General features: G+C 43.4%; 18 protein-coding genes. 5 read left to right on the top strand and 13 right to left on the bottom strand.

Annotation, left to right across the window (positions count from 1 at the left end; translation table 11 throughout):
* Positions 1 to 4 precede the first annotated feature (4 nt).
* The 9 genes from icmH to tssB are packed head-to-tail and all read right to left on the bottom strand — an operon-like array spanning position 5 to position 9,299.
* Positions 5 to 775 (bottom strand): type IVB secretion system protein IcmH/DotU, encoded by a 771-nt coding sequence (gene icmH, locus EAE90_RS11135; protein ID WP_036813425.1) that lies wholly within the window; start codon positions 773 to 775, stop codon positions 5 to 7.
* Positions 775 to 2,127, bottom strand: coding sequence for a type VI secretion system baseplate subunit TssK (gene tssK, locus EAE90_RS11130; RefSeq protein ID WP_214053552.1), 1,353 nt, complete (start codon positions 2,125 to 2,127; stop codon positions 775 to 777). The genes icmH and tssK overlap by 1 nt, the downstream gene beginning before the upstream one ends.
* A gap of 2 nt (positions 2,128 to 2,129) precedes the next feature.
* Positions 2,130 to 2,696 (bottom strand): type VI secretion system lipoprotein TssJ, encoded by a 567-nt coding sequence (tssJ, locus tag EAE90_RS11125; RefSeq protein WP_246550617.1) that lies wholly within the window; start codon positions 2,694 to 2,696, stop codon positions 2,130 to 2,132.
* On the bottom strand, positions 2,696 to 3,982 hold the full coding sequence (tagH, locus tag EAE90_RS11120; protein ID WP_214053551.1) for a type VI secretion system-associated FHA domain protein TagH: 1,287 nt from the start codon (positions 3,980 to 3,982) through the stop codon (positions 2,696 to 2,698). Before tagH ends, tssJ begins: the two co-directional genes overlap by 1 nt.
* 5 nt (positions 3,983 to 3,987) lie before the next feature.
* A complete protein-coding gene (gene tssG / locus EAE90_RS11115; protein WP_214053550.1) occupies positions 3,988 to 5,040 on the bottom strand; it encodes a type VI secretion system baseplate subunit TssG in 1,053 nt (350 codons plus the stop codon).
* Positions 5,004 to 6,851, bottom strand: a complete 1,848-nt coding sequence (gene tssF / locus EAE90_RS11110; protein ID WP_214053549.1) for a type VI secretion system baseplate subunit TssF — start codon at positions 6,849 to 6,851, stop codon at positions 5,004 to 5,006. The genes tssG and tssF overlap by 37 nt, the downstream gene beginning before the upstream one ends.
* Position 6,852: 1 nt before the next feature.
* Positions 6,853 to 7,293, bottom strand: a complete 441-nt coding sequence (tssE, locus tag EAE90_RS11105) for a type VI secretion system baseplate subunit TssE (protein WP_214053548.1) — start codon at positions 7,291 to 7,293, stop codon at positions 6,853 to 6,855.
* A 6-nt stretch (positions 7,294 to 7,299) separates the two neighbouring features.
* Positions 7,300 to 8,778 carry a type VI secretion system contractile sheath large subunit gene (gene tssC, locus EAE90_RS11100; RefSeq protein ID WP_214053547.1) on the bottom strand — a complete coding sequence of 493 codons (1,479 nt, stop codon included), beginning with the start codon at positions 8,776 to 8,778 and terminating at the stop codon, positions 7,300 to 7,302.
* Positions 8,779 to 8,801: 23 nt separating this feature from the next.
* Positions 8,802 to 9,299: a type VI secretion system contractile sheath small subunit gene (gene tssB / locus EAE90_RS11095; protein WP_105398691.1), complete on the bottom strand. Its 498-nt coding sequence runs from the start codon at positions 9,297 to 9,299 to the stop codon at positions 8,802 to 8,804.
* 902 nt (positions 9,300 to 10,201) lie between these two features.
* Here tssB and EAE90_RS11090 point away from each other — a divergent pair.
* From EAE90_RS11090 to gorA, 3 genes are all read left to right on the top strand, one after another.
* Complete coding sequence (locus EAE90_RS11090; protein WP_036780207.1) at positions 10,202 to 10,720, top strand: Hcp family type VI secretion system effector; 519 nt, start codon at positions 10,202 to 10,204, stop codon at positions 10,718 to 10,720.
* A gap of 622 nt (positions 10,721 to 11,342) precedes the next feature.
* Entirely contained in the window at positions 11,343 to 12,185 is an 843-nt protein-coding gene (locus EAE90_RS11085) for a 23S rRNA (adenine(2030)-N(6))-methyltransferase RlmJ (protein ID WP_214053546.1), read from the top strand.
* A 110-nt stretch (positions 12,186 to 12,295) separates the two neighbouring features.
* The gene (gene gorA / locus EAE90_RS11080) at positions 12,296 to 13,648 is read left to right on the top strand and encodes a glutathione-disulfide reductase (protein WP_214053545.1); all 1,353 of its coding nucleotides are present in this window, start codon (positions 12,296 to 12,298) and stop codon (positions 13,646 to 13,648) included.
* Positions 13,649 to 13,859: 211 nt separating this feature from the next.
* Here gorA and mobB read toward each other — a convergent pair whose 3' ends face one another.
* Both mobB and mobA read right to left on the bottom strand, forming a co-directional pair.
* Positions 13,860 to 14,378 carry a molybdopterin-guanine dinucleotide biosynthesis protein MobB gene (mobB, locus tag EAE90_RS11075; RefSeq protein WP_214053544.1) on the bottom strand — a complete coding sequence of 173 codons (519 nt, stop codon included), beginning with the start codon at positions 14,376 to 14,378 and terminating at the stop codon, positions 13,860 to 13,862.
* Positions 14,375 to 14,965 (bottom strand): molybdenum cofactor guanylyltransferase MobA, encoded by a 591-nt coding sequence (gene mobA / locus EAE90_RS11070; protein WP_214053543.1) that lies wholly within the window; start codon positions 14,963 to 14,965, stop codon positions 14,375 to 14,377. The genes mobB and mobA overlap by 4 nt, the downstream gene beginning before the upstream one ends.
* Before the next feature lie 323 nt (positions 14,966 to 15,288).
* Between mobA and EAE90_RS11065 the strand changes: the two genes are divergently transcribed.
* Positions 15,289 to 16,281, top strand: coding sequence for a serine/threonine protein kinase (locus EAE90_RS11065; RefSeq protein WP_214053542.1), 993 nt, complete (start codon positions 15,289 to 15,291; stop codon positions 16,279 to 16,281).
* A 20-nt stretch (positions 16,282 to 16,301) separates the two neighbouring features.
* Entirely contained in the window at positions 16,302 to 16,925 is a 624-nt protein-coding gene (gene dsbA, locus EAE90_RS11060) for a thiol:disulfide interchange protein DsbA (RefSeq protein ID WP_214053541.1), read from the top strand.
* Between the two features lie 155 nt (positions 16,926 to 17,080).
* Here the strand turns inward: dsbA and EAE90_RS11055 are convergent, their stop codons facing one another.
* Positions 17,081 to 18,244: an RNA-binding domain-containing protein gene (locus tag EAE90_RS11055; protein ID WP_036780220.1), complete on the bottom strand. Its 1,164-nt coding sequence runs from the start codon at positions 18,242 to 18,244 to the stop codon at positions 17,081 to 17,083.
* A complete protein-coding gene (locus tag EAE90_RS11050; RefSeq protein ID WP_214053540.1) occupies positions 18,223 to 20,850 on the bottom strand; it encodes a TrlF family AAA-like ATPase in 2,628 nt (875 codons plus the stop codon). The genes EAE90_RS11055 and EAE90_RS11050 overlap by 22 nt, the downstream gene beginning before the upstream one ends.
* Positions 20,851 to 20,862 lie beyond the last annotated feature (12 nt).

Genomic DNA, 20,862 nt, shown 5'->3' with positions numbered 1-20,862 from the left:
TTTCCTAGCTCAGTAAGTTATTTAGTTGTTGTAAGATGTTCTGGGTTTGGTTGTGCAGACGGATAGCGTAGAAGCTATAAACGATAGCGAGCAGAGTAATACCGCTCCAGAACAGATGTTTAATAGTCAGACGCTTACCCAAGCGATAGCGATCATTACGCTCATTGGCGTTATTGTGGAGAATGATGGGTGGTGCTTCGCCCCGCAGCGCGTGCAGTTGTTGGTGTAATCGACGGAATAAACGTTCAAAGTCATCACTTTTCTGCGAAGCAACTTTATAGCGACCACGATAACCGAGGCAAAAACAGAGATAAATAAACTCCAGCAGATGTTGATAGCGCTGTGGTTCACCCATCAAACGATCTAACAATTGAAAGACTTTTTCACCACCCCAAGTTTCGTTGTGGAATCGAACCAGTAGTGATTGTTGTAACCACTCATTCTTGCTATTCCAACCATGACCCAATGCGGTTTCATCAATGAAGGTACAGAGCGTATAGCGAAAAGAGATAATTGCGCCTGGCTCATAGCCTTTGGTTTGTAGAAGTTGTTCGATTGCCTGAATATCAGTAACGACCTGTTGATAAAGCTGGTCCGGCAGCGGTTGTTCGCCCATGTCTTTTAGACGCATGACCATGCCGAGCAGCGGCGTAGCGGCATCGATCATCGGGTTTAGGCTTTCTCCGCGTAGCGGTAACTGATACTGAAAATGCACAGTATTATCAGTGACTTCCTGCGTCGGAATAGGATTGTCATTTATGGTTTCAGTTTTCATTAGGCACTCCCATTCCTAACCGCCCAGAATTGCATATCTAATCCAGGGAATTCTCCTGAAACGTGGAAAGCGATGGAGTTGCCTTTTAGAATGTCTTGCCATGCGTCGCTTTGTTGCTCAAGTCGGAAATAGGTGTAACCAGCATGATAAGGCAACTGACGTGGGGCAGAGGGAAGCGCCGACAGTGCTACGGCAGGCAACTGGATGCTGACCATTTCGCGGATCCTTTCAGCCGATGTAACTTTAGTCTGTTGAGCAAACTTGCGGAGTAATTGATCATGTGGAACTTGTGCGCGGATTGCCAGAATGAATTCCGCGTTCGTCAAAACATTGCGATCATGGATGTGGGCCACCCGGATACCATTGGCTTGAGTTTGTAGCTTAATTGGAATCGCTCGCGGAGTCAGAACAACGCCCATTGCTTCGCGCATGAGGATCATGACTTCCTTGAATGTTTCCGTCAGATCGTCGTGTTTGTAAATTGGCATATTGCCGACCTGACGGGATTCATGAGTGAATGTTCTCAGTTCACCACAGGTTTGGATCAGCTGAGTGAAAAAATCTTGTGGATGCAAAATGGCTTGTCCTGCGTAGTGGGTAAACCACGGCTGAACTCGGTTAACTAGCTGGAGCATCATAAATTCAGCAACATCAGCGACTCCTTGCTGTCCGGGAGAACCAATCCGGTTAGCGAGTGATCTGCCTCGTTCTGTCATCGCTCTATCTATTTCATCCATATAATTTTTTAATTGAGTAGAGACCCTGATGGATGTACAGGTTGGTACGAAATCTTCATCCAGTATGATAGTTCCGGTAGGGCGCTTTTCTATTATCTGGCATAGCGGGAGTACGGAAAAAGCACTGAGATCTTCTGAACCCTGTTTTAGAACCGGCGTCAGTTGTGCCAGCATGACTTGACAGATATCACCGCCATCTGTATGCAAATCACGGATATCTTCCATGTATTCACGGTAGCGCACAGCTCCTGCATGATTGGATTCTGAATGAGAGATTTCATTCAGAATATCGTTAGCTATTGGTAGTGCCAGATAGATATCTTTACTGTTGTTCTCGTGAATATTCACAACATCAAGCGGTTGAGGAGTTGCATCCTGATTAGGAATCGAGAACACTGTGCCGTCTGGCATGATACCGCTGGCTTCGATGATACCGATGCGTCCTAGAGCGAGAAGGTCTTTATCCAGTGTCAGAGAACTGAAGCCATAACTATAACTAGTTAAGGACGTCTGGCGGCTATGAGCCAGATAGTCATTATGTTTTTGTTGTTGTTGAAAGTGTTGTGGCTTGATGAATAATCCTTCGCGCCAAATCACCCGATTCTTGCCTGGCATAGTTATTGCTCCTCTTTTCTAAGTTCAACTTCGTTCGCTCTGATATGCACCAGAATGTGGTATTGCTGTCCTGTGTCTTTCACACGGATGACCTTTTTCCATTCGGATTGATTAATATCGGCATAGCGAACGATAACGCCGATGTAACGGCTATTTTTTTCCAGCGGGATGACTGGCAGTGGTTTGTACTGCCCCGGCAATAAGGTGTAATCCTGATGGTCGATATAATTTTTCCCCAGTGCTTTATCCAGCTTGTCACTCGCCAGTTGGTCATAATCAGCGGCAAGTAGACGGGAATCTTCACTGAGATAGAGCAGATGCATTTCAACCGGAGTGGCTTCTCCATTTTTATTGGGGTTAATATCAGGTTCTGCCAGCAAAGTGATCGCGACGGTGGAAGGTAAGTCCGCGGGTTGACCAACTGGAGTTGATGGGTCCCAGACTACCTGCCCGACTTTCTTCGTTGCTTGCCATGCACTGCTACAGCCGCTTAATATCAGCGCTGCCAGCAATACAAACCATACGGTATAACTACCGGACCATGAGGTATTACCGCCGGAGCGCTTCATTACTGGCTATCCTCTAAACCTTGACGCAGGGCGCGGTCATAAGCTTGTTCATAGACTTCACCGAACAGTTTTTCAAATCCCTGTTGGCGACTGGAAGCCAGCTCGCGGTAGTAACTGGTGTACATTTCCCATGCCCAGGTTGCATCTTTTTCCTGTGTTTCATTGCTGCGGCGGTATTGGGCAAAACGACTCAGTAGATGTTCCGGTGAGAAAGCATCCAGCATGGTGTTCAAGGCGGCAGTGATCGCAATTCGGTTAGCCTGATAATGCAATTGCAGGTTATGTAAGCTTTCAGCGACAGCGGAAGGGGCAGAGAGATGTACTGGGCTTTTTTGATCCGCAAACATCACTTGCATGGTGGTGTTGTAATCCATGTTCAGCCGTAACGGATTATCTTCAATAGGGCGCAATTGTTTATCACGCAGCCCATGCTGTGTACGTTGCAGTACCAGTAGACCTTCAATGGCCGCTTTCATGGTTTTACCCATTTCTTCCAGAAAGTCGTTAGCTTGTTGGCTGTTATGCAAAGGCAATTGTGTGTTCAACCCTCGCATCAATGGCGTGATAGCAACATGTTGCTGTTCCATGTCCTGATACTGTTCATTAAAAGGCGAAGAGATACCGGGTAAATCAACAAAATCCTGATCCATAGCATTGCCTCTGTTATCTGAGAGGGAAGAGAAAAATAATGGGGTGCGGTAGTGGTCTTGTTGCAGGCTTTGGTCTACCTCGTTACTCACTGACGTCTGGTCCAGAGTGGTCAGATTTTCGCTATCGAGAACCTTGAGTGGATCATGGCTGAAATCGTGTTTGATCGTGGGGGCCAAAGAACCATGATCAGTGAAAGCGGAATCTTGAGCAGGATCTTTTTCCATCATAGCGTCCAGTGGATTGCTATAGCTGGAGACCAGTGATTCCGGTGATACTGTCATTGGATCAATACGATCTGTGTCGGAAAAACTGATATAGCTTTTGATCACCAGTTTACCAATGGTAATTTCATCCGCTTGTTGCAGGCGGATGAAACCGGCACCAGCAGTCAAGGGTGACTGATTCACAAACAGGGGACCCGCAATCATTTGTAAGCAAAATGCACCATCACGCCACTGGATAGTAAATTGTGATGGATTGATATTACCTTGTTGATCTTGAACGGACCAAAGATGGCTTTCACTGCTGCCGACTGTGCCACCTTGAGTTGAGAATAGGCAGCTAGCCGCTTTGCCGCTTTCCAATTGATCGCTGTTGATCACTCGTAATGAGAGAGTTGGCTGTTGTTTTTCCATCGTCTTTATCCATTCACTGAAATCGTGATAAAGGGTTTCTTTTCCGGCTCGCCAAGAAAGCTGGTCCACCCCAGGTTATTGTTTAATTTCGTGCCAAGTACCATGCCGCCCGCTTGGTTTTCGGCCAATCCAAGACGCAGATCCCAAGCCATCTGATCACGCAGGACAAAACAGAGAAACATTACCAATGGCAGGAAATTCTTGCCGTCTGGGAGAAATGACAAGAAGTGTTCACGAGAGAGATTATTGATACATAAAATAAATTTACTATTACAGCTTCTCACCCATGAACCGAGGAAAAAGTTTTTTCCTACTACAGACTGTTTAACTTTTTGTTTCTGTCCCCTTATTTTCAGCATTCCACCCAAACGGTTTTGCTGTGATGGCTCGATAGCGATTTTTCTGATTTGCCAGCCGTGTACCGTAACATCCGGTAGATCAAAACAGTGTGAAACCAAGCTGCATATCACTTCCGGTGATCGACCGGGGCTGGCTAATAAGCCGGCATAGGCCAGCATTTTGCTATGGTTGATATTTAAATGAGAACGGTTCACATTACTGCCAAGTCCCACCAAAGCAAACATACGCTGAGAAAAATCGTCTTGTCCGTTTTTGTCAAAACAGATGTAATAACGGTATTTCCGCCAGATCTGATGGAGCATGACAATAGAGCTGTGATTGAAGATATTAAGGAAGTTAGTCAGTCGATTTTCACCCTGGGCGTCTTCCCATGCCAACGAATCAAGGTAATAACCTGGCATAGGCGATTGGCTGCCATGTAGCCCCAGAAAAGAGACTTCCACCTGGAAACGTCCCTCCTTAGAACGTTTCGCAGAGACAATATCTCTGGTTGGGAAAGCCAGGCTGGCGCTGGATTTAAACTGAATTGCTTCACGGTCCGGACGGTTGGTTTGCCCAGTTTTTTCCCACGCTACCGCCAATCGGTTGAACAATTCGACCAATTGATGAAAGTTATACCTTGACACATCTAATATCTGATTTTGTGGCGAGTTTTCACTCGTTACATCAACGCATGTTGACCTGTCTGTTCCGGCCATTGATAACATTCCTGATTATCTAAATTGATCACCTTCAACATGTGGAAGGAGTTAACGCTGGCATATAAGGCAAAAAAGCGTGACAGTATGTTGCAGAACAGATAAAGCTCGCCTTCAGAACAGAAAGCCTGTTGCCGGATATACAATGTTGATTCCGAACCACGTACCGGGAGACCTTTAAATAGTCGGTCTATTTGCCTCGTTTCAATCCGTTCAATTGCATCTAGCCGTTTTTGGGATGAGCGTGAGGATTGTCGGTTATATCGGCTGGGGAGATCGTAAGTTCTTAGTACCGCCTTTAGTGCGTCTTTGTCCAATAATGTCATATAGTTCAGTGACATATTGGAAATAAGCGACCAGTGATACTCACCGCTCATCAATGGATAGAGTGGAACGGATGGGCGGGTTATGTTGCGGAATGTCGCAAATGACGAGCTTCCCGATAAAGGGTAATCAATATCACCTACCCGGAGTTGTAGTGGCAGTTCGCGATTGGTGCACGTCAGTTGAATAGAGACATTTTCCTCACTTAATAGAAGTTGAGATTCATCACCACGGACAAAAGAGATGTAATGCTCAAGCCCTTTGCGAAATGGGGATTCCTTGATTCTGATACGAAAATAGCGAGTATTGAGTTCGCTTTCATGTTCGATTTGATGGTGAAAACTTTCGAATGGCACATAAGATCGTCTACCATCGCGGCTTAGTTTAGGTTTACCATCAGGCCCGACTAGCCAGCTTTCTACTTTATCAATAGAGAAAATATCGTAGCGATCAGGATGGCTATAACTCGCTCTTAATGGATATTCAGACTGGCTGCCATTTAACTGAATAACTTCACCATCCATTGGAAAGAGGTTGATTGCCGGAACACAATGCAACCGAAAAGTATCCTGACGGATTTTGATTTCTGGCGGCAGAGCTTCTGAGAAGTAGAGATTTAGCGTGAAATCTGTGGCTTTAAGATTTGCCGGTAATTTAGGGATGCCAGTGACATCGAAAAACAGAAAACCTTCGGAAAAACAGAAGTACTCTTGTAAGACGCGATAACCCATATAGGCATTTTTCGGGTAAGGTAATAGGGCGTCCTCCCGATTAAAACCCACTGGAACGAAGTCAAAATCCGGTAATGAAATCGTGGTATCGCCTACAACAAGTTTTGCATCTTCAAGGTAATAACTGAGCCAGAAATAGAGTTGTGTACTGCTGTAATCATCGCCGCTTAGATAAAAACGCAGTTTATCAAGTTGCAGTTCTTGTAAGTTAAGTTCTGTTTTTGAGGTGAAATTCAGACCGATGACACCCTGCTCATTACTATTATTGACCGAAATGTCCCGGATAGACATCGGAAACAGCCAAACATCACGGCATAAAGTGAAAGTACAGCGATGATTGTCTTGGCCTGTTTTTTGAGTATTGGTATTGCTTAAGTAATTATCTTCATCCTCATCATTTTCGCTATCATCCGTCAGCGGACGGCTTTTGATTTGAGTTCCACGCGGGATCTGCGTCGCTTTTGTGATGGCATTATCGGCAGGTGTATATTGGATAATGGTCATGCTCGGTGTCGGCCGCAGGTAATTTGGCCATAGCATGTGTAACAATCCATGAGTCAGCTCAGGGAATTCATCATCAATTTTTGCCCGTAAATTACCTGTGAGAAAAGCAAATCCTTCTAGTAAACGCTCAACATCCGGGTCAGAGCCTTGTTCAGACAAAAATGAGGCGAGGTGAGGATGTTCAATTGCGGCTTGTCGCCCCAATTGCCTAAGGTAATCCAATTCCTCTCTAAAATATTTTTCAAGTGACATTTTATTGAGTCCTCTCTAGGCAATAACGCCGGTTGTTATCCAGTTGAATGTTAAATTCAACAGCGTCATGAATATCATCCAGGGATACCTGCGCACTGATGTGAAAACGTAACAGCAGCGGATCACTATCATCATGGATTGCACTGACCGTGACTGACGATATTCTTGGTTCATAATTTGTGATGCAATGCTCTATCGCTTGCTCAATACTCTGTTTAAAGTCAGTTGCTGTGGTTGTGGCGTCATTGAGATCAATAACGCCAAGATCAACCGCACTCTGACAGGCACCAGGATGAGTATTGAGAACATGGTTCAGGTGCCGTTTTATGGAATTGAGCAGCTCACGCATTCTTGATTGGCGGGAAGAACCGGAGTTCTTCCCCTGAATACGCTCGAACAAGCTGGCAGAACCTTCTCTATTCCAACTGTACAGCGCAGCCATAACTCATTACTCCTTATCCAAGCGACCTACCAATGACAACTCAAAGCTAGCTCCCATATATTTAAAATGAGGGCGAACTTGCATTGCCACTTGATACCAGCCTGGATCTCCTTCCACATCCAAAACCTGAATTTGGGCAGAACGCAGAGGGCGACGGCTACGGACATCTGTCGGTGGATTTTCCTGATCAGCAATGTACTGTTTCAGCCAGGTGTTCAGTTCACGCTCCAAATCCTGACGCTCTTTCCAGGAACCAATCTGCTCGCGCTGCAACACTTTGATGTAGTGTGCAAGACGGTTGATGATGAACATATAGGGCAGTTGAGTACCCAGTTTGTAGTTGGTTTCAGCCATTTTCCCTTCGCGAGTATTCGGGAAAACTTTTGGCTTCTGAACTGAGTTAGCAGAGAAGAATGCAGCGTTGTCACTGCCTTTACGCATTGTCAGGGTGATAAAGCCCTCTTCCGCCAATTCGAATTCACGACGATCGGTAACTAAAACTTCTGTTGGGATCTTGGCTTGGATCTGTCCCATTGCTTCGAATAGGTGAACCGGTAGATCGCTGACAGTCCCCCCGCTTTGCGGGCCGATAATATTTGGGCACCAGCGATATTTGGCGAAGCTGTCAGTCAAACATGTTGCCAGCAGATAAGCGGTATTACCCCATAGGAAATGTTCGTGATCTTTGCTGACATCTTCCTGATAGTTAAAGTTTTTAATTGGGTTTTCGACGGTTGAATAAGGTAGACGCAACAAGAAGCGCGGCGCTGTCAGACCGAGGTAACGTGAATCCTCCGATTCGCGCAGTGAACGCCATTTAGTGTGTGCCGGACCTTCGAAGACAGATTTCAGATCCTTAATCGCTGGCAACTCGGTGAAGCTGCTGATACCAAAGAAATCAGGTGAAACGGAAGAGAGGAATGGCGCGTGAGCCATTGCGCCAACCGCACTGACGTATTGCATTAGTTTGATATCGGGTGAACTATTGCTGAATGCATAGTTACCGATGACCGCAGCGACCGGTTCACCACCAAACTGGCCATAACCTGTTGAATAGACATGTTTGTATAAGCCTGATTGGATGATTTCTGGTGAAAATTCGAAATCTTCTAGTAACTCTTCTTTGGTCGCGTGGATGATGTTGATTTTGATGTTTTCACGGAAATCGGTACGATCAACCAGCAATTTCAGTGAACGCCATGATGATTCCAGCTCTTGGAACTCTTTGGCATGCATAATTTCATCAACTTGAGTGCTGAGTGTTTTATCAAGCTCAACAATCATTCTATCAACAACAAGCTTGTTGACAGGTTCTTCGCTAGTACCGGTATCCAAAATGCTGCTGATAAAAGCGGCTACACCCTGTTTTGCGATGTGGTAGCCATCATTTTCCGGCGTCATTCTTGCCTGAGACATAATCTCGTCAAGCAAAGAGGTCGTGGACCCTGGGGTTAATGTTGTACTGCTCTCTTCATGCAAGGACATGTTAAAAACTCCTTTTCAGTCAATTACTTTTGATTGACGATTTCAAGTTCTTTTAGAAGTTGTTCGCGGACTTTCTCATCACCCAATAATTCCTGTAAGCGGGTACGGAATGCTGGAATATTTCCTAATGGCCCTTTTAGTGCGACAAGCGCTTCACGTAGCTCTAAAAGTTTATTTAATTCAGGCACTTTCTTCGCTACGTTGTCGGGTGAGAAATCATTGAGTGATTTTATTTCCAGGTTAATCGGCAGGTCATCTCCGTTATTATCGTTGAGGCGATTGGGGACACTAAAAGTGAGATTGATATTGGCTTCATTCATCACGGCATTAAAGTTATTTTTGTGCACAGAAACAGCTTGCCGTTCTTCGATTGGCATATCTTCTTTTGTTCCTTTAAGGTCGCCGACGATAAGCAGGTTGAGAGGTAATTCAATTTCGGCTACCTGATCACCGGTATTCGGAACGTATTTGATATTAATCCTTTCTTTTGGCGCTACGCTACCTGAACTATTTTTACTCATATTAAAATCCTTTGGGTAATACAATTAGGCAATTAGGAATTATCTGATAACAATATTGATGAGAGAGTTGCCCTTGATACCTACCTATATGTGCCGGAGAACATAAAATTCCCCCGGATTAAGAAACGGGAGATTCACTGTGTTGAATTGGATAGTAAGCTGACTTTCTATGAGCATATAGATAAATACGAAATTCAGAATATTCTTACTTATCGAGCAATAGCATCAATATAGATGTGTTCTGCAAAGTGGAGTTTCGCATTTTGTTTTTTTATTGTAAAGCTAAAATATGTGTAGATATGCCCATCTGTTTAGCTTTTTGATGATTTTATTTTATTTGGCAGCAAGTTACGTTTTGATGGTTTTTTAATCCCTTGCTTAATTAAAGTACTCTATATAAACACTAAAAGATGATTTTTTGTTTCATTGTGTAACAAAGTATTTCTAAATGTATTTTTGTTTACATCTTGGAGTTAGTTTCATATTGAAAATATTAATTTAGTTATTAACTAAGTGAAGAAGCTGAATTTTTTGATCCAGCTCTCAATTTTTAATTGCCCAAAGTATAATTTAGGTGGCAATCATTAAAAATGTTTTATTTCATATAGATATGTCATTACGACTTTAAATTAGATCAGAATAAACAGTTAATTGTTCTGTGAATTAAAAAAATTGTAAAGTTATTTTTTAAAATGGCATTTATTATAATATTTTTATTTGTTGGTGATGGAGTGATAATTTTGCAATTTAGATTTTATTTTGAAACGAGCCGGTTGGTATTTATTATTCGTTTTAGCGTTCAGTGTATTTATAAGTGATCTTTCTCAAGATGAAATAATCACTGTTGAAATTAATATGAGCGCTACCTTAATGTTGACTCAATCTCTACAAAGGATATTTTTATGCCAACTCCATGTTATATTTCCATCACTGGAAAAACACAGGGTAATATTACTGCGGGTTCATTCACTGCTGAATCAGTGGGTAATATCTACGTTCAAGGCCACGAAGATGAAATGCTGGTTCAAGCATTTGATCATGTCGTCACCGTTCCAACTGATCCTCAATCAGGTCAGCCTTCAGGTCAGCGTGCTCATAAACCATTCCGTTTTACAGTTGCATTAAATAAATCTGTTCCATTGCTTTATAACGCATTGGCTTCGGGTGAAATGCTGACGAGTGTAGTACTGAAGTGGTATCGCACTTCTGTTGAAGGGAAACAAGAGCATTTCTTCACGACGCAGTTGGAAGATGCCACTATTATCGACATTGATTGCAATATGCCTCATTGCCAAGACCCAACAAAAGCTGAATTTACTCAGTTGGTTCGTGTTTCTCTGTCTTATCGTAAGATTAACTGGGAACATACAACCGCAGGGACTTCCGGCGCAGATGATTGGCGTGCGCCTATTGTTGCCTGATAGGTAATATAATCATTCAGCCAATAAAATATCTCTTCATTGGCTGAAAAGCTTAGTTTTTCTTTATTTTAAGTTGAAGACTTTTAATAACTGTCTTCAACTTTTTTCAGCTTTTTTGATTTTTTTCTTCCTTAATCCCTTTAATTTTTTACACGTATTATTTAACGATATTACTTAATTGTTTAGGTAATTCTTGTATCACTCTTACTATCTTTCCTTTTGATTATTTTTTCATAGTAGGTTTTAGCCTTGGTTCTGATTAGTGATTTGGTAAACATCAACATAAGGGCTTGTATATCTAAGTGATCGTTTAATGCCTTTCTTAATTTCGTAACTTTTATTTATTGGCTATTCGTAAGTATTACTTATGATGATCAGTGAAAATATAGATAGCATCACTTGCTTAAATATTGCATTGCATTCGGACAGAATTTTCTACTTATCCTAAATTTTAATTAATATAGCAGAGCTTTCAGGGGCGGAAGTTCAGCAGCCTGCCATTTTTATCACTAATAGGGCTATAATAGAGCCTTACTATCTGTCTCATCTACTGGATGGGTTTCTAGTTGTCAGGCACTCCGTCTGACAATCAACCTATTCTCTGCTCTGGGGTCTGAAATTAATGCTCAGTTATCGCCACAGTTTTCATGCTGGTAATCATGCCGATGTGCTCAAGCACACTGTACAAAGCTTAATCATTGAATCTCTTAAAGAAAAAGAAAAACCTTTTCTCTATTTGGATACACATTCCGGTGCCGGTCGCTATCAACTCAGCAGTGAACATGCTGAACGTACCAGTGAGTACCTGGAAGGGATTGCCCGCGTCTGGCAGCGTGAAGATTTACCGCAGGAATTGAACGCTTATATGAGTGCAGTAGCTGCACTGAATCAGAGTGGCAACTTACGTTACTATCCGGGATCGCCTCTAATTGCCCGCTATTTGTTACGGCAGAATGATAAGTTCAATCTGACAGAACTGCATCCGAGTGATTTTCCTTTATTACGTAATGAATTCTCCCGGGATAACCGCGCCAGAGTTGTGCGTGAAGATGGTTATCAGCAATTAAAATCACAGTTGCCGCCACTGAGTCGCCGTGGGTTCATTCTGATTGATCCACCTTATGAACTGAAATCGGATTATCAGGCAGTTGTACAGGCAATTCAGGAAGGTTATAAGCGTTTTGCAACCGGTGTTTATGCATTGTGGTATCCGGTAGTATTACGCCAGCAGATTAAACGACTGCTTAAAGAGCTGGAAGCAACCGGCATTCGCCGTATTCTACAAATTGAGTTGGCTGTCCGGCCTGATAGTGATCAACGAGGAATGACCGCCTCTGGCATGATAGTAATTAACCCGCCTTGGAAATTGGAACAGCAGATGAAATCGGTGTTGCCGTGGTTACATCAGGTTCTGGTGCCGGAAGGAATTGGTCACACCTTGGTTAAATGGGTGGTGACAGAATAGCTTTTAACAATGGCAGCGAGAGCCAAAACCATCACGACTGCTTGATATTTTTTGCCATAATAGGTTTTGGGTATTAACTCCCTTGAATTGATTAGATGGAAACAATCCGGATGAGCAAACATTACGACTATATAGCGATTGGTGGTGGCAGTGGCGGCATCGCATCAATTAACCGTGCGGCTATGTACGGGCAGAAATGTGCCTTAATTGAAGCTAAGGCATTGGGTGGAACGTGTGTCAATGTGGGCTGTGTGCCGAAGAAAGTGATGTGGCATGCGGCGCAAGTTGCTGAATCTATCCACCAATATGGGCCAGATTATGGCTTTGATACGACAGTCAACCGCTTTAACTGGAAGACACTCATTGCCAGTCGCACTGCTTATATCGATCGTATCCACCAGTCTTATGGACGTGGCTTGGGTAACAATAAAGTTGATGTGATCCAGGGGTTTGCCCGTTTTGTTGATGCACATACTGTTGAAGTGAATGGTGAAAAAATTACCGCAGATCATATTCTGATTGCGACAGGCGGCCGTCCTGTGCGGCCTGATATACCAGGATCAGAATATGGTATTGATTCTGATGGTTTTTTTGCATTGGAAGAGATGCCAAAGCGGGTTGCGGTTGTTGGCGCAGGCTATATTGCCGTAGAAATTGCCGGTGTATTGCATGCACTTGGTAGTGAAACTCATCTATTTGTGCGTCAACATGCACCGTTGCGTTCTTTTGATCCGATGATTGTTGAAACACTCTTGGAAGTTATCAATACCGAAGGGCCTACTTTGCATACAGAATCGGTGCCAAAATCAGTAAGTAAAAATACGGATGGCAGCCTGACCTTGCAACTGCAAAATGGCAAAGAACAAACTGTTGATACCCTAATCTGGGCTATTGGCCGGGAACCTGCAACGGATAATCTGAACCTGTCTGTTGCCGGTGTTGAGTTGAATGAAAAAGGCTATATCAGAGTGGATGAATACCAAAACACGAATGTGAAAGGTATTTATGCCGTAGGTGATAACACTGGTGCGGTGGAATTAACTCCTGTTGCGGTTGCAGCAGGTCGTCGTCTGTCTGAGCGCTTATTTAACAATAAACCAGAAGAACATCTGGATTACACCAATATTCCAACCGTCGTATTCAGCCATCCGCCTATTGGTACTGTGGGGCTGACTGAACCTCAGGCGAAAGCGCAATTTGGTGAAGATCAGGTGAAAACTTATCAATCTTCTTTTACTGCGATGTATACCGCCGTCACGCAACATCGCCAGCCATGTCGGATGAAATTGGTATGTGTCGGACCGGAAGAGAAGATTGTTGGCATTCATGGTATCGGCTTCGGAATGGATGAAATGCTGCAAGGTTTCGCTGTTGCGTTGAAGATGGGGGCAACGAAGAAAGACTTTGATAACACGGTTGCAATTCATCCCACTGCGGCGGAAGAGTTTGTAACGATGCGGTGATATTGTTGAACTCTATCGATAACATTTTTCTAAAGGCCGATTCCATTCGGCCTTTCTCTTATCAATCTCTCTCATCAGATATAGGTATTTGCTTTAATCCGCTATTACCTTTTTAGTACAGCCGGTCAATTACTCCCTCATCAATGGTTGTTTTTGGTCTTGTGCCTGTGTTTCGGGAGTTTTCACATTACTGGGCGCAGGCGGAAGTGACTTAACGTTCCATATTCAGCCATTCGACAATAAAATCAGCTACCTGTTCAGGTTGATTGATATTCAATTGTGGCAAAATAGTCTCCAATTTTTCATCACTGGCAACAGCAATCACATGTTGATCAAGAAGATCGCTTAATCGGTGGTTAAGAGTGTTGCGGTATAGAACGATCTTGTTGATTGGCTCATCTTTAAAACCTTCCACTAGAATCAGATCCAGTGAATCTGGATCAAAACGGCTGGCAAGATAGTTCAAATCTAATTCCTGTAAATCTGGCGTTTCTGTCATTAATGCCCAACGTTGCTGGTTGGCAACCAGAGTTTGCTCTGCACCAGCTTTGCGCAGCTCATAACTGTCTTTGCCCGGTTTATCCACATCTACATTGTGATGAGTGTGTTTTATCAGACCAACCCGGATTTGCCGTTGACGTAATAGTGGAATCACTTGTTTGAGAAGTGTAGTTTTTCCTGTTCCGCTATAAGCGGTGATGCCTAATAGCGGAAGTGGTTTGGTACTCATTTTTTGATCTCCTGTGTATTCTCCCAATGTTGGCAATCTTCCGGTGTGTTCAGATTAGTAAAAGCAGTAGAATTGTCATCAAACTGAACAGCTATCGCTCTGATCTTATGCATAAACAGTATCAATTTGCGATCACCGTTAGCCAGATAATTTTCTAATTGAGAAGTCAGACTGCGGTGTAGTAAAGCGATGGTAGGGTGAGCCCGGTTGCCATCATTTACATAGGCGGCTAATGCTTGCTGTTTTCCCTGCCATAAGCGAATGACCAAATCAGTAGGGAGATTTGGTACATCACAAGGAACAAATATAACCCAATCGTAACTAGCTGATTTTAGGGCTGTCAGTATGCCTAAAAGGGGGCCAGAGAAGTCTGGTGTTAAATCTGGAACAATTTGATAACCACTTTGTCGGTAAATATCCAGATTGCGGTTCGCGTTGATAATTAATTCATCGACTTGTGGAAGTAGTTTATCGGCAATATGTTGGTACAGTGGTTTTTTATTTAGGAAAATTAGCCCTTTATCATTGCCGCCCATGCGGGTGGCGCGACCTCCCGCAAGGATCACACCGCTTATTTTTGGTTGCATAATGTTCAAGTTATCAACTGAGGTAGTTATTACTGAATATAACTCCTTTTAGCTCGATTATTTGGGTTCAACTAAGCGTTTTTAAAATAGGAGCACCGGATAACTTGCTGATAAAAGGGTCATCTTTACGCTTATTGACAGAGCAATCCTTTCTCTATGCGGTCATCCCTGTTAATTTGTATAGGCTTTATTGGTAAGGGGTTCGGTATGAAATGTCATTTATCTGCGTTGGATAATGGCTGAAATAAGGATCACCAAGTGGATTTTCAAACTGCGCTATTGCATGCCGTGGCGTTATTACAGATTAATCAAGAGAATAGAATGTGCTAACAAACCAGCCTGCTTTTAATTTCCGGGAGTTAACACCGGATTTGATTATGGATGCATTGGTGCAGACCGGGCTGTATGTCGATTCCGGGCTGACAGAATTAAACAGTTATGAGAACCGTGTTTATCAGTTTATAGATGAAGATCGTAAACGTTATGTTGTGAAATTTTACCGGCCACTACGTTGGGACCAGCAGCAGATTCAGGAAGAGCATGATTTTGCTTTGGCGTTACAACAGGCTGATTTACCTGTTGCGGCGCCTTTGGTATTTAATAAACAAACTTTGCTGACCTTTAAGGATTTCTTTTTCGCCGTTTTTCCAAGCATTGGTGGGCGTCAGTATGAATCCGATAATCTCTTTCAGTTAGAGGATGTAGGGCGTTTGCTAGGGAGAATTCATCAGATTGGCTGTCGGCAAAAATTCACTTTTCGTCCAACTATCGGGTTAAATGAGTATCTGCATCAGCCACGGCAGTATTTGGCTGCATGTGAGTTGGTTCCTGAGGGACAGAAAAGGCAATTTTTGGCAGTATTGGATGATTTGATAAATGCCGTAGCATCATATTGGCGTGATGATTGGCAAATATTGAGGCTTCATGGTGACTGCCATCCGGGTAATATTTTGTGGCGTGACGAAGCTTGGTTTGTTGACCTTGATGATGCGCGTAACGGTCCGGCAATTCAGGATTTATGGATGCTGCTTCATGGCTCCCGTCAGGAACAGCTATTGCAGTTAGATACACTGTTGGAAGCCTATAGTGAATTTGCAGATTTTGATCCGAAGGAGCTGTCATTAATAGAGCCATTGCGTGCTATGCGGATGATCTATTATTTGGCATGGGTTGCCCGACGTTGGCAGGATCCTGCTTTTCCCAAGGCGTTTCCTTGGATGACAGATACCGATTTTTGGTTAAAACAGACGTCACTTTTTTCTGAACAGATTAAGCTGTTACAGGAATCACCTTTGCAGCTTAACCCGATGTATTAATGTTTATCATGGAGATAGTTATGAAGAAGTTGTGGTTAGCTTTAGTCGGAATGATGATGGCATTTAGCGCATCTGCCGCCAATTTTACCGAAGGAAAACAATATACTGAATTGAAGCCGCCGGCGGCGGATCAACCACAGGTGCTAGAATTTTTCTCTTTCTATTGCCCCCACTGTTATCAGTTTGAAGAGATTTTTAAAGTTCCTCAGACGGTGAAACAGCATTTACCGGAAGGGACAAAACTTGTTCGTTATCATGTGGATTTTTTAGGTCCACTCGGTAAAGAATTGACGACGGCTTGGGCTGCGGCAATGGCAATGGGTGTTGAAGACAAAGTGACTCCGGTGCTGTTTGAGGGTATTCAGAACACACTGACTATTAAGACTCCGAATGATATTCGTAATGCCTTTATCAAAGCCGGGGTAACGGCAGAGGATTATGATGCTGCCATGAGTAGTTTTGTGGTGAAATCCTTAGTTGTTAAGCAGCAAAAAGCCGCTCAGGATTTGCAACTGCGAGGTGTACCGGCAATGTTTGTTAACGGCAAGTATATGGTGAAAAATGACGGCATTGATGCCACTTCTGCTGATAACTATGGGAAATCCTATTCAGACGTTGTTAACTTCCTGTTAAATCAGAAGTAATACTTCGACATCCTCCCCCACCTTCGCACTCCGTGACTCAGGAGGGGGATTCCTCTTAGTAGGCGACAGTCTGATTGCTCAGGTGTCGGATTTCTGCTTTTGCCTGTTTTCGTCACAAAATACAAGCGGAAAATACTCAGTGAAATGATTTGGAGTCACTCATCGGGTAGCATTCGGCTAATGATAGCTTTGAATGTATTCCCCTCCCTATTATCAATCAATTCAATATCTGGGTATGCTTTGATTGCACGTTTAATGCCACTTCCCAAGCCTCTGTATGGCAATACCTTAGAAGCAAATGAAGCCAAGATTGGGTTACGAATATTAGAGTTCCCCATCTTGATGTTCTCAATGGTTAAATTATTGGGTAAGTGGCCGGGGCTAATAATTTCAATTCGATCTGCAAAAACCAGCACTTTAACGGGGGCTGACACAAAGTAATCGCGATGAATAAGCGCATTGGAAATCAGTTCTTCTAAAACAATCCTCGGGATTTCAGGCTCGCCAAGTGAGTTAAAGCTTTGCTTATTTTGAATATGTCGTATATTTGCCAATACAAACCCCAGCACCTTTTGGAACACATCCGACAGCTTGCCATTGATATCCTGACTATCAATATAGTGCTCATCTTCAATATCCACGCCGGGGAAAGCAACAGCCTTTACGATAAAAACAGGAAGACGAATCTGAGGTCGCGATGCAAACAACAAAGTACCACAAATATTCAACTGACCATTTTTAGCCAAATTCATATTTTCTAAAAGCTGAGAGCGAGATACACTTTGCTCCTCAACCCTCTCTCCGTATTCACCCTCAAAAAACGAATCAAAGAACTCCTGATCGATGTCGGCTACTGACGTACCACTTACCGGTGTCTCATCTGCATGAATCAGTGCCGCCTCCTGAAACATTCGCTGCAACTCTTCGCGAGCAGTCACCCTTCGCTTATCAGAACCATTTTTCACCCAAACATAGCCCTGAGTATCCATATAAGGTTTACTGATGCCTTGCTCTATATGTACAGCAATGACCAGACCATCGGGGAGTTGAATGTTTTCAGTAACAGGATTTATTGGGGGGCGAACATTATTTGTAGCAGCATTCGCTATGACTTGATTAATTCGACCGATATCTTCTCTCGTCAATCCAGATCGAGACCCATCGCCATTGTTAACACCAATGAGAATTAAGCCTCCAGTACCATTGGAAAACGCTACCATTTCGGCACCCAACGAAGATGCATTGTTGACGTCTGCTTTAAATTGATGACGGCTATCTTCATCACGTGCAATTATTGCTAAGAGTTCTTGGGTTTCCATGCTTCATATACCTGTTTACGTTTCTCGAAGGCTTTTGCTCCACCTTCCATAATACCGACTATACGCTGCTGAACATCCGCGCAGTCAATGCTGCCACTGACAATATTGATATGATCATCCTGATATTCACAGGCGATGACTTGCTCAGCATCGCCTAACACTGGAATGTTGGCGTTATGAGTGGCAAAGACGAACTGCGTTTTTGGCTTTAACTCACGAATGAGCTTGATAACATCGTCATAGATCGTCTGGTTATCCAAGTCGTCTTCTGGCTGGTCGATGATTACAACATCATTTTCTTGTTGGTTTAGAACAAACAGTATTAATGCAGATGCGCGCTGCCCTAATGAATGATGAGCCAGAGTCTTACCGTGGTATTCAATGGTGAAAACATTCGGCACCTGCCAAGTCAGCAAAGCGTCTAGATTATCTTCAAAATACTGCCAGAAGGTATTGAACAAACCACCAAGCAGTGCTTTCAACTTATCTTTTTCTCGCCATACCGCGCCAAAATCGCTGAACTTGTCCACCACTGTTTTCAATGTAGCTTCTTGAATATGGCTACCGCGGTATAAATCCTGAATATGCTTGAGCATGGCCGCTTTGTTATCTTTAAATTTCGGCGCAATTTTTAACGGCGAATCCACTCGATTGATTTTATTCAGCACTTGCTCAATAGCGCAGTATTCTTCAAACCAAAGGTTATTAAGTTGATCCAATTCCCGTTCAACTCCTTGATTCAAATCCGCATATTGCTGCTCACTCTTGGCCAATACCACCAGCATTTGCTCAGCCTGATCGAGCTGACTTTTAAACTGCTTAAACTCTTGCGGACTGATTGCTTGTGCACCCGCTTGTTGAAACTCACTGGCTAACTTGCGCTCGATTTCTGCAAATTCTTCTTTCAACGCTTGTTTTTGTTGTTGAAAGCCCACCAGCTTTTGCTGCAATTGCTGAACTGTCGCTTGGTCACTTCCAGCCACTTGCTTAATTTCATCAAAGCCAGTGAGCAACTGTTGATAGACCGCAAAAAAGCCATCAAAAAAAGGCTGATTCTGTGCTGACTTATACAGAATCTGGTTTTTCAGTTCATCTTCAAAGCTGGCAATAAAGCTATTTAGCTCGGTCAGATAATGCTGCGCCCCTTGGATCATCTGCTGCGCTTTGCGCTCATCCCGATCAAAATCAATCTGCTTTTGCAGTTTGGCTTCTACGCCGTGTTGTTGGTAAAACCTTAACTTAAACTCAACATCCTGCTTTTTTTGCAGCCACTCTTGTTTCTGCAAGGCATCACGGGTTAAACGTTTAATTTGATCAATAGCATCCACTACGCGCTGACGGCCTTGCTCTATCTTTTGACGAACAGGAATTAAAGCTTCCCCAACCAGCTTTTCAATGAGGTCTTTTTCAAATCCAGCGCCAGTGCTCGACAGGTCTTTTTGACCAAAGTAAATGGGTTGATGTAGGACGGTTTCTCGAATCGACACACCTGGCTGTAATTGCCCGTTAACATATACATCAGGACGTTCACCTAATATACGGCGTATCTGGTAAGGCTGGCCTCGCCGGTCAATCGCGTCGATAGTGATCTTCCCGCCACTACATAGCAAATGCTTTACTAAACCTTCTTTGTATTCAACGTCAGAGGACTTATCACCAAACGGGATATTCAGGGCATAGCGAATGCCTTCCAATACGGAAGATTTACCACTGCCACGAATACCAATCAAAGTATTCAGTTCCGGCGATAGACAGATTTCAGTGCCACCTAAGGTGCCCACACCTTCAAAACTGATTTTACGAATAAACGAATGGCGATAGTCAGGTAGTTTAGCTTGTACGCGAGATGTCTTATCCCGCAAGGCAAATTTTACGGCCTCAAAGCTGAACGCGCCAAGTTTGAGATAACTGGCTTCCTTTCTGGCCGACATATCGGCAAGGTTCTTGGCGTCGCAACCTTCCACTTCAGCAGGATATAAGTCACCCAGTGCTTGCTGGATCTTAGAGCGCTCATCTTGGGTGCGAACCTTTTGGAATGCCAAAGCTCTGCATCGAACAGAAGCATTGTCGAAAAGTTCTTTTATCCGACCCGGCGTTAAACTACCCCATAAACCGTTGGGTGCTTCCACATGAGCAAAAACTAAAAAGTAGTCTTTGTGATAACCATCCAAGATTTTAATGGTTTCGAGAATATCGTGATTCGAATGCGCATTTTCCTGCTCAAAATTAGCTTTCCCGGTAAAGGTGACAGTGAGAAAGTCCTGGATATAGTTTTTTTGCTCCTTGTTGCTTATCCACTCATCGGAAAACACTACCAGGGTATGTACACCCGCTTTCCCATCTTTTACCGAGAGTTCAATACCGGGCAGCAAACCAATGCCGGATTTTTGGGCCTTTTTGCGCAGACTCTTAAATTCATGCATATCGAATTTGTTATGGTTGGTAATCACACCAAGGCCAATACCGGCATCTTTTAGCGAATGTACGTATTGATTCACGTAGTCGTTATCTGCACCCGTGTATTTGAACTCTTTATCCGCACGGGTATGGAGGTGAAAATCCGTCTTGAGCCACCGGCTGCCATATTCAAAAGTGTCGTCACTCATTAATACCCCCTT

Origin of the sequence: Photorhabdus caribbeanensis (assembly GCF_018448885.1) — a bacterium.
Classification (GTDB): domain Bacteria; phylum Pseudomonadota; class Gammaproteobacteria; order Enterobacterales; family Enterobacteriaceae; genus Photorhabdus; species Photorhabdus caribbeanensis.
This window is presented reverse-complemented; position numbering and strand designations above follow the sequence as displayed.